The organism is Corallincola luteus, assembly GCF_004336975.1.
In the GTDB taxonomy this organism is placed as follows: Bacteria; Pseudomonadota; Gammaproteobacteria; order Enterobacterales; family Neiellaceae; genus Corallincola; species Corallincola holothuriorum.
The window spans coordinates 44,814-58,838 of the sequence record NZ_SJXE01000005.1; the positions used below are offsets into that span (position 1 = coordinate 44,814).

The 14,025-nt window shown below is 49.9% G+C and carries 12 protein-coding genes; 11 read left to right on the forward strand and 1 reads right to left on the reverse strand.

The features are described from left to right. Nucleotides 1-185 precede the first annotated feature (185 nt). The 11 genes from EZV61_RS11295 to EZV61_RS11345 all read left to right on the forward strand — a co-directional run bounded on the left by EZV61_RS11295 (nucleotide 186) and on the right by EZV61_RS11345 (nucleotide 13,584). Nucleotides 186-5,162: a cache domain-containing protein gene (locus tag EZV61_RS11295; protein ID WP_131415686.1), complete on the forward strand. Its 4,977-nt coding sequence runs from the start codon at nucleotides 186-188 to the stop codon at nucleotides 5,160-5,162. A 333-nt stretch (nucleotides 5,163-5,495) separates the two neighbouring features. Further along, complete coding sequence (locus EZV61_RS11300; protein ID WP_131415688.1) at nucleotides 5,496-6,110, forward strand: LysE family translocator; 615 nt, start codon at nucleotides 5,496-5,498, stop codon at nucleotides 6,108-6,110. Nucleotides 6,111-6,226: 116 nt separating this feature from the next. After that, a complete protein-coding gene (glyA, locus tag EZV61_RS11305) occupies nucleotides 6,227-7,480 on the forward strand; it encodes a serine hydroxymethyltransferase (RefSeq protein WP_130567212.1) in 1,254 nt (417 codons plus the stop codon). A gap of 110 nt (nucleotides 7,481-7,590) precedes the next feature. Then, a complete protein-coding gene (nrdR, locus tag EZV61_RS11310) occupies nucleotides 7,591-8,055 on the forward strand; it encodes a transcriptional regulator NrdR (protein WP_114339450.1) in 465 nt (154 codons plus the stop codon). 26 nt (nucleotides 8,056-8,081) lie between these two features. Next, on the forward strand, nucleotides 8,082-9,203 hold the full coding sequence (ribD, locus tag EZV61_RS11315) for a bifunctional diaminohydroxyphosphoribosylaminopyrimidine deaminase/5-amino-6-(5-phosphoribosylamino)uracil reductase RibD (protein ID WP_131415690.1): 1,122 nt from the start codon (nucleotides 8,082-8,084) through the stop codon (nucleotides 9,201-9,203). Between the two features lie 34 nt (nucleotides 9,204-9,237). After that, nucleotides 9,238-9,903, forward strand: a complete 666-nt coding sequence (locus EZV61_RS11320) for a riboflavin synthase (protein ID WP_131415692.1) — start codon at nucleotides 9,238-9,240, stop codon at nucleotides 9,901-9,903. A gap of 116 nt (nucleotides 9,904-10,019) precedes the next feature. Continuing rightward, on the forward strand, nucleotides 10,020-11,129 hold the full coding sequence (gene ribBA, locus EZV61_RS11325; RefSeq protein WP_114339455.1) for a bifunctional 3,4-dihydroxy-2-butanone-4-phosphate synthase/GTP cyclohydrolase II: 1,110 nt from the start codon (nucleotides 10,020-10,022) through the stop codon (nucleotides 11,127-11,129). Nucleotides 11,130-11,214: 85 nt separating this feature from the next. Then, nucleotides 11,215-11,679 carry a 6,7-dimethyl-8-ribityllumazine synthase gene (ribH, locus tag EZV61_RS11330; RefSeq protein ID WP_114339457.1) on the forward strand — a complete coding sequence of 155 codons (465 nt, stop codon included), beginning with the start codon at nucleotides 11,215-11,217 and terminating at the stop codon, nucleotides 11,677-11,679. A gap of 11 nt (nucleotides 11,680-11,690) precedes the next feature. Beyond that, complete coding sequence (nusB, locus tag EZV61_RS11335) at nucleotides 11,691-12,107, forward strand: transcription antitermination factor NusB (RefSeq protein ID WP_114339459.1); 417 nt, start codon at nucleotides 11,691-11,693, stop codon at nucleotides 12,105-12,107. Nucleotides 12,108-12,119: 12 nt separating this feature from the next. Beyond that, nucleotides 12,120-13,106: a thiamine-phosphate kinase gene (thiL, locus tag EZV61_RS11340; RefSeq protein WP_131415694.1), complete on the forward strand. Its 987-nt coding sequence runs from the start codon at nucleotides 12,120-12,122 to the stop codon at nucleotides 13,104-13,106. Further along, nucleotides 13,090-13,584, forward strand: coding sequence for a phosphatidylglycerophosphatase A family protein (locus EZV61_RS11345; protein WP_131415696.1), 495 nt, complete (start codon nucleotides 13,090-13,092; stop codon nucleotides 13,582-13,584). The genes thiL and EZV61_RS11345 overlap by 17 nt, the downstream gene beginning before the upstream one ends. Before the next feature lie 92 nt (nucleotides 13,585-13,676). Here EZV61_RS11345 and EZV61_RS11350 read toward each other — a convergent pair whose 3' ends face one another. Then, nucleotides 13,677-13,898 (reverse strand): hypothetical protein, encoded by a 222-nt coding sequence (locus tag EZV61_RS11350; RefSeq protein ID WP_114339465.1) that lies wholly within the window; start codon nucleotides 13,896-13,898, stop codon nucleotides 13,677-13,679. Between the last annotated feature and the right edge of the window lie 127 nt (nucleotides 13,899-14,025).

Sequence of the window (14,025 nt, forward strand, 5' to 3'; positions counted from 1 at the left end):
GCAATAGTTTAGCTGAATCTGACGGGGATAACAGTGATTTGCGTTAAGCATGGCTTTTGCAGCGAAGATCTTCCTTTACTCATTCTGATCCTACGTTTTCTGGTGAAAAGCCATTCTGTTGACTAAAATTCAATCACTTAAGTTGAAATCAACATAAGCCGTTTATCTTACACAGGAATGGTCAGATGATCGTTAAGGTCAACCGGACGACCACGGCACTGTTGTTTTCCCTGTCGTTGCTGTTAATTGGGGCACCAGTCGCTTGGCTGTTATACGCAAAATTTCAAAGTAACGAACGCTATCTCCAGCATCGGTCGTTCGCGGTGCTGCATCAAACGCGTACCCACCTCGATAATAAATTCAAAGCGTTAGCTGGTTTGTTTCAACGCCTGCCAAAAGCCAGCTTATGCGCGTCTTCGCTCTCTCCTGAACATATTCAACAGATCAAAGCTTCATCACCAGCGTTTAAGGAGGAGCTACATAGCTTTATTCTGGAGGGTAATGATTACATTGATGGTGATTTTGATGATGAGTTAGCGGAAGTGCTGGGTTATGAACTGGGTATTGATGCTGAGAACGATGACTTTGAGTCGCTCTACAACGAGGTATGTCCTAAGCCGGATTCTGGCGTAGCGGCAGATAAAGTATGCGCACTGTTTAATGAATATAAAGCGATCCCCAAGCCCAAATATAGCGATAAAACCGCTTATTCGGACGAGGGTGAGTCTAGGGTAGAGGGCGATGATGCGCTTGTTCATGGTATCAATGCATTAGGCTCTTGGGGCTGTCGCATAGGTGTCTTTGCCGACAGTAAGTCGATGCGTGCATCTGGCGCTTTCGAAACCCAACTGCTGCTGTCGGAGATTCAGCATGAGTTGTTCTCATTTTTGGATGAAATCATCTCATTGGCAAAAACGGGTGCCGGTGATCCGCGTCAGGAGCTAGCGCCTACCTCGCAACGGTTTGTCGAGCAGGTTGACTCAGTTGATCTGGCCAGTGAGGCTTTTGTTGCTGACAAGAAAGAGCAGCAACGAGGGGATTTTTTACAACGCCTTAAGCGCAACTCTTTAATCTCATCCGCGGAGGTTTATTTTTCCGGGCAACAGAACTGGTTTCCGTTAGATAGTGAAAGCAGTACGGCGGCCTGTAAAGCCAATGCAGATCGTCCCTTTGTTCGGTTTATGGGCGGGGCGCGAGGGTTCTGGATGATGCGTTGTCTGGCGCAGCAGAACAGTAGCAGTGCAACACCTTTTGTCGATCGTAATTATTTCAGCTTTGATACCCGTGAGCTACTAAAAGACACCCCCAGCGTGTCGCCCTTTGACCTCATGATGCTGGTTAACATCGATGGTGGCGTGATCACCACGGTAAAAAGCTCTGTCGAAGATGTCGATGCATCCACGTCGTTTAATGACTCTCATTTCACCCATATTAATGATTTTCTAAAAAGTGCTGACGATAAGTCCAAGCGGGATTGGGAAGAGGCGATTAAGCCTTTGTACAAGGCGTTGCAGAGTGCGGCCAGTAGTAGTTCGACGACTAGTAAAAGTACCCTCGAACGACTTCCTGTGGGGGCTGCAAGTAGCTTTGATATCACCATTGGTGAGATGCCATTTCGTCTTTATATCATGCCCTATGAGCTACCTTATCCCGTTATTTCTCGGGGCAAATTGCAGCAAGGCTATTTGCTGTTAACCGGCTTGATCCCAATGGAGGAGGCGAGGGCGTCGAAGTTTTCCTTGTCGCCCTCAATGGCCGCAGCAACTTTGGGTGGAGTACTGTTGCTATTAGCATTGTGGCCGATTCTGCGTTTTCGCTTTATGGGCGTTAATCAAGCGATGGGGGCGAATGAGTTTCGTGTCGCATTGGCTGGTGTTGCTTTGTTTGCGATGACGATCACCCTCGCCATTACCGATCTGTTGGTTTACAGCAACTCGAAAGCGCATGTGCAGCGGCAATTGTATGAGATTGCTGGGCAGGCGCGAATGCAGGTGGGCGACGAACTGACCCATAAGCGGCAACTGCTTACCCAGCTTTGGCAAAAGCAGTCGGAACAACCGGTGGCGGCCAGCCATTTGCCCAGCGCTGATTATGGCCAACAGCAGCTGCAATGTGTGCAACCCCTGTCGGGCAGCGAAACAAATTATGAAACGGTTAACTGTATTCCGAAACAGATTGAGGCTTTACCGCCACTTGAACACTATTTCTTGCTGGACCCTGAAGGTAAACAGGTCGGGCCGTTTTACTCCTGGTATCCGTTTGATCTGCTCGACAATGAGCGTATTAGTTTAGCCACGCGCGAATATTTTTCTGCGCTGGCGTTGGACAAAGGCTGGCGTTCGCCCTTAGGTGGACATTTCTATGTCGAGCACATTTTCAGTTATTCCGATGGCTTGCGAAGCACTGTGACATCGATTGCTTTGCCGCCTAATCAATTTAACGCCAAGGTGGCCGTTGCTGAATTTCATTTGGAGAACTTGCTCGAGCCGGTTTTGCCCTTTGGTTACAAACTGGCAATGGTGGAGAACCAGACGGGACGCGTACTTTATCATTCGCAGTCAGAGCTGAGTCTGTTAGAGAACTTTCTCGTGGCAACGGATCATGATCGGGATCTTAAGCTGGCCTTAAGTAGTCAGGAAGATATGACGCTGCGGGTAAATTACCAGGGTAAACCTCATTACCTAACGACGATGTCCTTAGGTCAGTACGGCATTCCCTGGAGTGTGGTGGTGATGTACGACCACAGCCTGTTGCAGATTATCAACTTTAACGTGCTGCTGATGGTGCTGGTGAGCATGTTGGTGCTGCTGTTGTGCCTGGCGGCTTTTCTGTGGGTAGGAAAGGTGTTTACACCCGGCTTGAGCTGGTTGTGGCCTAACTACTATCGCCGCCCTGTCTATCCGTGGTTGGTGGGCACTGCCGTGCTTAGCTTGATACAAGGGGGCGTTTTTGGCTTTGGCGTCGAACACGCCACGGTGCTGACCGTCTTGTACTGTTTGGTGTTGTTAATATTTAATTGGGCAAACCTCTGCTTGCAGGTGGCGCATGGTCCGTTAACCAGTGCGTGGCGCCGCTATGCACTGATTGCCATCGCCTTGGTCGCCGCATTGGCAGATATTATTGTGACGGTGCTGGTGTGGCAGCGCGAAGAAGCGTTTGGTTTGAATGCGGGCGTGGTTATCGGTGCTATGGCGTTGCAAGTGTTTATCATGGCTAAACAGTTGCAACGTTTTCCTCCATCACTGGAGCCTGCGCCTGGCTGGGTCAGTCGGGCTTGGGCGCAGCGACTTTACCCGTTACATGGTGGCCTGATGTTGGGGCTCGTGGTGGTACTGCCGACCCTCATTCTGTTTCAGCAAATATCTAAACATCAGATCTATCTGTATAGCGAACTGTCGTCGATTGATATTGGCCAACAGTTCAATCAGCAGCTCGCAAAACGCCATTGGTTACTTGAAACTTTATATCCGAAACCCTCTGATGGTGGTCTGGGCACTGGAGATACGCCCAAAGTTAACTCCGATGGGGTATCAAAACATTGGTTGGCGACCCATTTCTTTGCTCAATCGAAACACGCATTTTTTACTGAGCAATCCAATGGCTGTGGTAAAGGGGTGTTTGGTTTAGGCTGCATAAAGGATCAGGATTCAGGTGGCTACTATGTGCGTTATGCCCGTATCAACAGTAGCAAAACAGTTGGTCATGCCAACGAGGAGAAATCTTTTCTGGTTCAAGATAAGGGTTTTTATGATTATTTGATTAGTTTAACAACACCACTGTCTGATTTTGCCGCGCGGATTGGTTTTCGGGCTGCAGGGAGAGAAACCGGAGCTTTGTCATCTATTCGCTATTGGACCGCGAAAGGTCTTTATCGCCCCTTAGATGCCGCCGAGGAGCCTGCTTTCATTATCCCGCTGTTACCGACTGCGCTGGCGATGATTCTGGAGTCTGTCTGGTTGATGGCGTTTGCTCTGCTCCTTATTGGCTGGATGCTGTATCGCGTATTCCGTTCGCTGGCGGAGCGCTGTCTTGGCTTGCTGGTACCTAGGGTGTTAAGCCAGAACTTCCCCAAACGTGGCTTAATGCGCCAGGTGCTTGAGAAAGCGACCCGTGTTCCCGGTGGGGTGTTAATGCTGTGGCCAGGTCAAAGAAAGCTGATGCGCTATCGCCGGTGGCTTGGGACAGAGCATGGTATCCATTGGCTAGATCTGTCCGATCCTGATGCCGAGTTGCCGATGCGCTATGGCGATGGTGGTGTGACTTCGCCGCTGCCACGACTGGATGGCTGGGAAGTGGTGGTGTGTTACAACTTGGAAACGGCGGCAATGGACGAAAAGCTTCGTCGCAATGCGCTCTCGCTGCTTCAGCAATTGCTGGAGCGACGCCAAAGTTTGGATGCGATGGGGTTTGTGGTGTGCTGTGAGCGCTCGCCGCTCTATCGTTTGATCCACAGTAATGCATACACAGAAAGCTTGGGAACGGCAGACAACGAAGTCCAGCAGTGGGCGCAGATGTTTAGTGGGTTAAGAAAATTCTACGCTTGGAGCCCCAGTCATCATGGGTTTGGCTTGATGCCAACCGATAATCCAAAGCAATACCACTACTTATTGAGCCGCCGGGAAGCCGCTGTTTGGCCTGATTTGAGGCTGGTGCATTTTGAGTTCAAACGCTGGTATCAATCCCACCAACCCAAGCATTTTGAAGTGGAAGACTTGGAAACTTGGTATATCGCCAATGCCGGCAGTTTGTACCGCAGAAAATGGGAGCTTTGTACCCGAGATGAAAAAGTGGCGCTGTATCAATTAGCCAGCGGTAGCTTTATCAATTGCCACAATTTGGAGGTGATAGAGCATCTAGAGCGCGGCGGTTATATCGTCAGAGATCCGAGGTTACGTATCTGTAATCGCAGCTTTGCTCGATTTGTTTTAGCTGCGGAACGCAGTGAGGTGATGGAAATCTGGCTGCAGGAAGCCTCGGTTAGCCAGTGGAACGTAATCCGAATTCCGTTACTGACGTTGATCGTGGTGGCGGTGGGGGCCATGCTCTATCTGTTTAATACTGAAATGGAAAGCATGGCTGCCGCACTGGCTGCTGCTCCTGCTATTTTAGCCATCTTGGCGAGAGGCATGGCCTTTGTTAGGGGAAGCCCACCTAACGACTAGGTGGTTGACCTGCCATCATGGTAATCAGCAGTCCTAGTGCCATTAGGCCGCAGAATCCTGCGCCAAGTAGTGCTAATGTCGCAATGAGTGCAGTAAACATAATAGGCTCCTTGGGTAAGCAATCGTGGTCACTATCTGAGTTGGTCGCGAGTCATTGTTTACTGCAAGCATATAGTGCGCCATATCAACGATGTGAGCTCGCATGCCTTGTCATACAGGGCTTACGCTGAGTTAGCTTGCTTATCAACTCCCTTTTAGCTCTATTGATTGATCTTTGCTGGGGGATCATTATGGTTACTCTCCCTTTTTTGATGCATAGATGATGTTTGCCGTATGACGTTGACCGCTTGGTTCTCCGTATTTGCTGTCTGTCTATTGGGTGCGATGACCCCAGGCCCGAGCTTGGCGGTGATCATGCGCAATTGTATTCAACGTAGCCGCGGACATGCTTTGCTGGCGAGTTGGTGTCATGCCATCGGTATTGGTGCTTATGCCTTGGCGGCGATTCTCGGTTTGGGATTGCTGATGACACAGTTTCCACAACTGTTTCTCTGGATCAGTTATCTCGGTGCTGGCTATCTGGTTTGGCTCGCATCGAAAGCACTGCGTTCTGGGCCTAGTTCTTTCGTGGTTGATAGCGAAGACAAAGTGCATACCCCTTATCTGCATTCGGCGAGCGAAGCGTTTGCTATCGTTTTTTTGAATCCCAAAATCGCCCTGTTTTTTACCGCACTCTTTAGCCAGTTCATCGCCGCAGATATGAATTGGCTGACTATTTTAATGCTGGTGTCGACCGTGACTCTCGTGGACGGGTGCTGGTATACCTTGGTTTCACTGTTACTTTCCCATCAAGGCATTTTGCCTTGGTTAAAACGTTATAGTCATTGGATAGACAGGGTCACAGGGGTTGTATTTTTGCTGATCGCAGCGCGAGTTGTTCTCGTATAACGCCTTGTTTAAGGTCAAAGAAGAGACAAAAACTAGGCATACGGCATTACTCAGGGTAAAATACGCCGCCTTGAAACACCCTCTTAGCCCATTTTTGGCACCCGCCGGGAGAAACCATGCTGAAGCGTGATATGAATATTGCCGATTTCGATCCTGAATTGTGGCAGGCGATGACCAACGAAGTGTCTCGTCAGGAAGACCACATCGAACTGATTGCGTCAGAAAACTACTGCAGCCCTCGTGTACTTGAAGCACAAGGCTCTCAGCTGACCAATAAATACGCAGAAGGCTATCCTTTTAAGCGTTATTACGGTGGTTGTGAATACGTTGATGTCGCCGAGCAGTTGGCGATCGACCGTGCATGTGAGTTGTTTGGCGCAACCTATGCCAATGTACAGCCCCATGCTGGTTCTCAGGCCAACTCTGCAGTATTCCAAGCGATGATTGAGCCTGGTGACACTGTGTTGGGTATGAGCCTGGCCCATGGTGGTCACCTGACTCACGGTTCTCATGTCAGCTTTTCTGGTAAGATCTACAACGCGGTTCAGTACGGTATCAATGATGATGGCAAGCTCGAGTACGAAGAGGTACGCAAGCTGGCCTTGGAGCATAAGCCGAAGATGATTATCGCTGGTTTCTCTGCTTATTCAGGGATCCTAGACTGGGCTAAGTTCCGTGAAATTGCCGACGAAGTGGGTGCCTACCTGTTTGTTGATATGGCACACGTTGCTGGTTTAGTGGCGGCGGGTATCTATCCGAATCCATTACCCCACGCCCACGTAGTGACTACCACCACTCATAAGACCCTTGCCGGTCCTCGTGGCGGTTTGATCTTATCTGCATGCAATGACGAAGCTATCTACAAGAAACTGAATAGCGCTGTATTCCCTGGTGGTCAGGGCGGTCCTTTATGCCACGTGATTGCAGCTAAAGCGGTTGCTTTCAAAGAAGCGTTGCAGCCAGAGTTTGCAGAGTACCAGAAGCAGGTAGTCGCTAACGCAAAAGCGATGGCGAAAGGCTTTATCGATCGCGGTTACAAGATCGTTTCCGGCGGTACTGATAATCACCTGTTCCTGGTTGATTTGATCGACAAAGATATCACTGGTAAAGATGCCGATGCTGCTTTAGGTAACGCGCACATCACAGTGAACAAGAACTCCGTACCTAATGATCCGCGTTCACCTTTCGTGACCTCTGGTCTGCGTATCGGTACACCAGCAATTACCCGTCGTGGCTTCAGCGAAGCTGATGCGACAGAGTTAGCTGGCTGGATCTGTGACGTACTTGATAACATTGAAAATGAAGCTGTTATCGCTGAAGTACGCGGTAAAGTGGAAGAGATCTGCAAGCGTCTGCCAGTTTACGCTTAAGATAAAGGCGGAACTCACGCGCTGATAACTGGCCGTCTCTAATAGGACGGCCAGTTTTTTTGTTTTTATCCGAGAGTTCGTTATGGTGAGCGCTTACCCAAGGAGAGCTTATGCATTGCCCGTTTTGTTTTGCGCCAGATACCAAGGTGATCGATTCACGTTTAGTGGCTGATGGCAGTCAGGTGCGTCGCCGCCGTGAATGTACTAAGTGCCATGAACGTTACACCACCTTTGAAACCGCAGAGCTGGTAATGCCGCGTCTAATTAAGCGCGATGGCAGCCGTGAACCTTTTAATGAAGATAAACTACGCAGCGGGTTACTTCGCGCTGTGGAGAAACGTCCTGTCGGTGTTGATCAGTTGGAACAGACTGTGGCTGATATTAAGTCCAGTTTACGCGCCACTGGTGAGCGTGAAGTGGGCAGTAAGATGGTCGGAGAGCTGGTGATGGAAGCGTTGAAGAAGCTGGACAAAGTGGCTTATATTCGTTTTGCCTCCGTTTACCTGTCGTTCGAAACCATCGGTGAGTTTGAAGATGTGATTGCCAAGTTGGGCAATAATTCGCAAAACCACTAACCTGAGCGAACCAAGCAGAGCATCCTATGGCGCGATTTTCTCCAGACGACCACAGATTCATGCAGCGCGCTATTCATTTAGCTGAGCGGGCACTATATACCACCTCTCCGAACCCTCGGGTGGGGTGTGTCATTGTCAACGCTGGGCAGATTGTGGGTGAAGGCTATCATCGGCGCGCGGGAGAAGGGCACGCCGAGGTGAATGCCCTGGCTGAAGCGGGAGAGCAGGCCAACGGCGCGACCTGCTACGTCACTTTAGAACCCTGCTCTCATCATGGCCGCACTGGTCCCTGTGCTGAAGCCTTAGTGCATGCAGGGGTTACAGAAGTGGTTGTTGCTATGGTTGATCCTAACCCGCTAGTGTCAGGCCAGGGTATTGGCTTGTTGGAAGCCTCAGGCATTCGTGTGCGTTATGGACTTATGGAAGCGCAAGCCGAGGGCTTAAACCCCGGTTTTATTAAACGAATGCAGTCTGGTATGCCTCTGGTACGCCTAAAAATGGCAGCCAGTCTGGATGGGCGAACAGCGCTGAGTAATGGCAAGAGCCAGTGGATCACCGGTGCAGCTGCTCGTGCGGATGTGCAGCATTGGCGCGCACGGAGTTGCGCTATTGTCACCGGTAGCGGCACTGCGCTGGCCGATGATCCGGCGTTGAATGTGAGGCCGGAACAGTTAATTCAAGATTATCCTTTGCCCGTCAGACAACCGGTGCGTGTGGTGGTTGATGGTCGTAAACAGATCTCGCCCGCGCTAAAGATGTTCCAGCTGCCCGGCGAACTCTGGATCGCCAGAAAAGCTGCCGATGTGGAAGCTCCGTGGCAAGAAAACGTGACTATGCTGGCCATCCCCGAATTGGAAGGTAAGTTGGATCTGCGTAATTTAATGCGCCAACTTGCCAGTAAAGAGATCAATGAGGTTTGGGTTGAAGCCGGAGGAAGACTTGCCGGAGCGCTGCTGAATGCCGGTCTGGTTGATGAGCTTATTTTGTATCTGGCGCCCAAATTAATGGGAAACAGTGCTCAAGGACTATTTAACTTGACCGAGTTTGACGACATGGCGCAACTGCCAGAGTTAGACTGGCAAGATATCCGGCAGGTTGGAGACGATCTCCGGATTGTTGCTACGTTTAAACCTAAGCTCGATGATTAAGTCGTTCTGCTCACAGCGATAGACATGAGAATTTATGTTCACAGGAATTATTGAAGCGGTTGGTGAGATCCGTCGTATTGAGCCGAAGGGGCAAGATGTGACTCTGGAGATCGCTACCGGTAAATTAGATTTGAGCGACGTTAAGCTGGGTGACAGCATCGCCAGCAACGGCGTCTGTTTGACCGTGGTGGCGCTTTCTAGCGACAGCTTCTGTGCTGACTTGTCTACTGAAACCTTGAAGCGGTCAAACTTTGCCAGTGCCAGCCGCGGTGCGCGGGTGAACCTGGAAAAGGCGGTCACGCCAACGACCCGTTTGGGCGGGCATCTGGTCAGTGGGCACGTTGATGCTTTAGCTGAGGTTGTTAGCCGCGAATCGACAGGGCGTGCAATTGAATTTTGGCTACAAGCTCCGGAACATCTGGCTCGTTACATTACCGAGAAAGGCTCTATCTGTATTGATGGGATTAGTTTGACGGTGAACGCCGTTGACGGTGCACGCTTTAAGTTGACCATAGTGCCCCATACCGCAGATGAGACCACCATGAAAGGGTTTCAAACCGGTATTAAGGTGAATTTGGAAGTTGATCAGATCGCTCGTTATATCGAGCGGCTGATGTTAGGGGATAAGGCTGCGGTCAGTGAAGCCCAGCCACAAAGTGATGTGATGGCTCTGTTGGGTCGTACCGGCTTCTTGAAATAAGCAGCTGATAACACCACTAGATAAGAGTGATTTCATATTGTCAGGCCCGACAATGACACGCTCGACAATAAGCCAGCTCCTATGGCTAAAAATAGAATGATAAAGGCAGGCAGAAAATGGCATTAAACAGCATTGAAGAGCTGATTGAAGATATTCGCCAGGGCAAGATGGTGATCTTGATGGATGACGAAGACCGAGAGAACGAGGGTGATTTCGTCATGGCTGCTGAAAAGGTAACCCCTGAAGCGGTTAATTTTATGGCCACCCATGGCCGCGGTCTGATCTGTTTGCCAATGAATCGAGAGCGTTGCATGAAGCTGAATCTGCCATTAATGGTGGATAACAATAATGCGCAATATTCGACAGCGTTTACTGTGTCTGTTGAAGCGGCCGTAGGTGTAACGACAGGCATTTCCGCGGCAGACCGAGCGAAAACCATTTTGGCTGCTGTTGCGCCTGATGCTGAAGCCAAAGACTTGGTGCAGCCAGGTCATATCTTCCCGCTGATCGCTGAAGAGGGTGGGGTATTGACCCGTGCCGGACACACCGAAGCGAGCTGTGACTTAGCGCGTTTGGCCGGTTTTGACCCGTCAGCGGCTATCGTTGAGATCCTCAATGAAGATGGCACCATGGCGAGACGTCCAGAGCTGGAAATACTCGCAGCAAAGCATGGCATCAAAATTGGCACCATCGCTGATTTGATTGAGTATCGTAACCTAAATGAAACGACCATTGAGCGTGTGGCGCAGTGCCACCTGCCGACCGCCTTTGGTGAATTTGAGCTGATCACTTATCGCGACATTATTGATGGTCAGCTGCATTTCGCGTTGCTTAAAGGCGAAGTGACACCGGATCAGCCAACCCTTGTTCGGGTTCATCTGCAAAGTTTTATGAACGATATTTTGTTCAGCGATCGTGCATCGACGCGCAGTTGGCCGTTGGAAAAGGCGTTAACCCGCATCTCTGATGAGGGTGGCGTGATGGTGTTGTTAGGACGCGAAGAAAACAATGAAGAGCTGCTCGCGCATCTGAAAACATTTGAAAAAGAAGATAAAGGGGAGCAACCTGCGGCCGCTAAGTGGCAGGGGACTTCTCGTCGTGTCGGTATTGGTAGCCAGATCCTTGCGGATGTTGGCGTTCATAAGATGCGTCTGCTGAGTTCGCCGAAGAAATATCATGCTTTGGCTGGGTTTGGTTTAGAAGTGGTTGAATATCTATCTGAGTAAACTCCCGACCTGACCGGTCACTGTGCTATTATTACGCGGTTTTTCTGGCGGTCAGCCGGGTCACCTATTTGTAAAAGGAAGATCCATGAAAGTTATCGAAGGCGCTATTGCTGCTCCCAACGCAAAAATTGCCATTGTTATCTCCCGCTTCAACAGCTTTATTGTCGAAAGCCTGTTGGAAGGTGCTGTTGACACGTTGAAGCGTGTTGGACAGGTCGCAGACGACAACATTACGGTTGTTCGCGTACCTGGCGCATATGAACTGCCACTGGCGGCAAAAAAAGTTGCGGCGAAAGGTGAATATGACGCCATTATCGCTTTGGGTGCCGTGATCCGTGGTGGTACACCGCATTTTGATTATGTTGCCGGTGAGTGCAACAAAGGTCTGGCACAAGTGTCTCTGGAAGCATCTGTTCCAGTGGCCTTTGGTGTGTTGACTACAGATACTATCGAGCAAGCGATTGAACGCGCTGGAACCAAAGCTGGTAATAAGGGTGGCGAAGCTGCTATGTCGGCCTTGGAAATGGTTAACGTGATGTCTGCGCTTTAATTGGAGTTACTGTGAAACCTATTGCACGCCGTAAGGCAAGGCGCATTGCGCTGCAGGCCATCTATCAATGGCAAATGACTAACGACAGTATTGCGGATATCGAACTGCAATACGTTACTGACAACGATCCTGCCGTTGTGGATTTTGATTACTTTCGTGATCTGCTCAGCGGTGTCGCTTCGCGTTTGAGTGAGCTTGATGCCAAGTTGGCAGATTTTGTCAGTCGCCCATTTGCCGAAGTTGATCAGATCGATAAAGCGATCCTGCGTTTGGGTGCTTACGAACTGATGCATAGAAACGATGTGCCTTACCGCGTCGTGATAAATGAAGGTATTGAATTGGCAAAATCCTTTGCTAGTGATGATAGCCATAAGTTTATCAATGGTGTTTTGGATAAGTTGGGTAATAGCCTGAATCGTCCTGGGTAACAGTGTACACCGATGAATGAGTTTGAATTGATTGCTCGCCACTTTACGGGGCGGGGCGCACAGCGCAAGGATGTGCTGCTTGGGATTGGTGATGATGCCGCGATGATCTCCCTACCGGAGTCGCGCGCACTAGTTGTCACCACAGATACCCTGGTTGAAGGTGTGCACTTTTTACCTGATGTTTCTCCCCATGCTTTAGGTCATAAAGCCGTTGCCGTAAATCTAAGTGATTTGGCGGCGATGGGGGCTGAGCCTGCTTGGATCTCCCTTGCTATAACATTGCCTGATAAACGCCATGATTGGATTGAAGCGTTTGCGGCCTCTTTAGCTGACACTTGTGAATACTATGGGGTTAGCCTGATTGGCGGTGATACGACCCGTGGCCCCTTGTCTATTACGATCACAGCCCACGGTTTAGTGAAGGCGGATAAGGCATTAAGACGCAGCGGAGCCAATCCTGGCGATTGGCTTTATGTGACCGGGACACCTGGCGATGCTTGTCGCGGTTTAGAACTATTACAAATGCCTCGTGGCGAGATAACTGAATCTTGTCAGATCAGGGAAAAGCTCCAAAAAAGACTGCTTTACCCCACGCCAAGGGTTGCGGCAGGACAGGCGTTGAAAGGTTTAGCTTCTGCGGCAGTCGATATCTCTGATGGCTTGTTGCAGGATCTGCTGCATATTACCAAAGCGTCCTATTGTGATGTGGAGGTGGTTTCCGAGCAGTTACCTATCTCGGATGCCCTTGCGCAAAGTGTGCCTGAGTCAGATCGCCTGCGTTATCAATTAGCGGGGGGGGATGATTATGAGCTGCTGTTTGCGGTGCCAGAAGAGAATCGGGGCTCGGTCGAAACTGCTTTGAAGCACTTTGCGGTACCCTTTGCTTGTATTGGTCGTTTTAAACCTGGACGGGGCGAAGTGATAGTGACACGCGGCGGTGAACCTATGTCTGAGCTTTGGCAGGGCTGGGATCCGTTCCGGGATGCTACTCATGACTGAGCAACAGCCTGAAGGACGCTTTAATCTTAAAGATCCTGTGCATGTTCTTGCCTGTGGCTTTGGGTTGGGTTTAGCCAAAAAAGCGCCGGGTACTTGGGGCACTTTAGCTGCGTTTCCTTTTTACTTTGTGTTGTTGCAGTTCCCTGATTGGGTTTATCTTTTAGCCACAATGGTCATGGCGGTTGTTGGTATCTGGATCTGTGGCAAGACCAGTGAGGATATGGGCGTACATGATCACGGTGGGATCGTGTGGGACGAGGTGGTGGGTATGTTGATCACCTTGTTCTGGGTGCCGGTTGAATGGCCATGGATATTGGCTGCTTTTGTTGCTTTTCGCTTTTTCGATATTCTTAAACCTTGGCCTATTCGTTGGCTAGATAAGCAGGTCGATGGCGGCTTTGGCATCATGATTGATGATGTGATCGCGGGGCTATTTGGTCTTGCGGTGATGCATTTGGCTCTCTATTACTGGTATTGATATACCCATGTATGGGAACGGCAACAGATAAAAAAATAGAGGCGAAAGCGCCTCTATTTTTTTATCTGTTGCCGACAGCTTGATTTGGCACGTTACTTTGCCGAGAAAGACTCCAGTGCTGCAGCATAGGCTTCGTGTATTTCCTGTTCGAGAGAGCGCAGTGCTTCTCTAAGCTCGGGGATATCACGGGCTTGGGCGAAACGTTCTATCATCGCTGCCGTGAGGTGTGAATTCTTTTCACAGGCATCCGTAATGGCGTCTTCTATCCGCTTTTCAATAGCCGATTCTGGCGTGGGGCGGTCTATTACTTCCATACACATCTCCTACGTGACATCCTTAATGTATAGCATTGTTCGCTATTGAGGGAAGTCTAAATGCTGTGCTTGGGTGAGAAGTTTTTTAATTGTTGTTTATTCGGTCATAAAAAAACCGCAGACTAGC

Excerpts from the sequence above, each read along its gene's own strand:
- EZV61_RS11295 (WP_131415686.1), top strand. The coding sequence starts at position 186 with ATGATCGTTAAGGTCAACCGGACGACCACGGCACTGTTGTTTTCCCTG.
- EZV61_RS11300 (WP_131415688.1), top strand. The coding sequence starts at position 5,496 with ATGACGTTGACCGCTTGGTTCTCCGTATTTGCTGTCTGTCTATTGGGT.
- glyA (WP_130567212.1), top strand. The coding sequence starts at position 6,227 with ATGCTGAAGCGTGATATGAATATTGCCGATTTCGATCCTGAATTGTGG.
- nrdR (WP_114339450.1), top strand. The coding sequence starts at position 7,591 with ATGCATTGCCCGTTTTGTTTTGCGCCAGATACCAAGGTGATCGATTCA.
- ribD (WP_131415690.1), top strand. The coding sequence starts at position 8,082 with ATGGCGCGATTTTCTCCAGACGACCACAGATTCATGCAGCGCGCTATT.
- EZV61_RS11320 (WP_131415692.1), top strand. The coding sequence starts at position 9,238 with ATGTTCACAGGAATTATTGAAGCGGTTGGTGAGATCCGTCGTATTGAG.
- ribBA (WP_114339455.1), top strand. The coding sequence starts at position 10,020 with ATGGCATTAAACAGCATTGAAGAGCTGATTGAAGATATTCGCCAGGGC.
- ribH (WP_114339457.1), top strand. The coding sequence starts at position 11,215 with ATGAAAGTTATCGAAGGCGCTATTGCTGCTCCCAACGCAAAAATTGCC.
- thiL (WP_131415694.1), top strand. The coding sequence starts at position 12,120 with ATGAATGAGTTTGAATTGATTGCTCGCCACTTTACGGGGCGGGGCGCA.
- EZV61_RS11345 (WP_131415696.1), top strand. The coding sequence starts at position 13,090 with ATGCTACTCATGACTGAGCAACAGCCTGAAGGACGCTTTAATCTTAAA.
- EZV61_RS11350 (WP_114339465.1), bottom strand. The coding sequence starts at position 13,898 with ATGGAAGTAATAGACCGCCCCACGCCAGAATCGGCTATTGAAAAGCGG.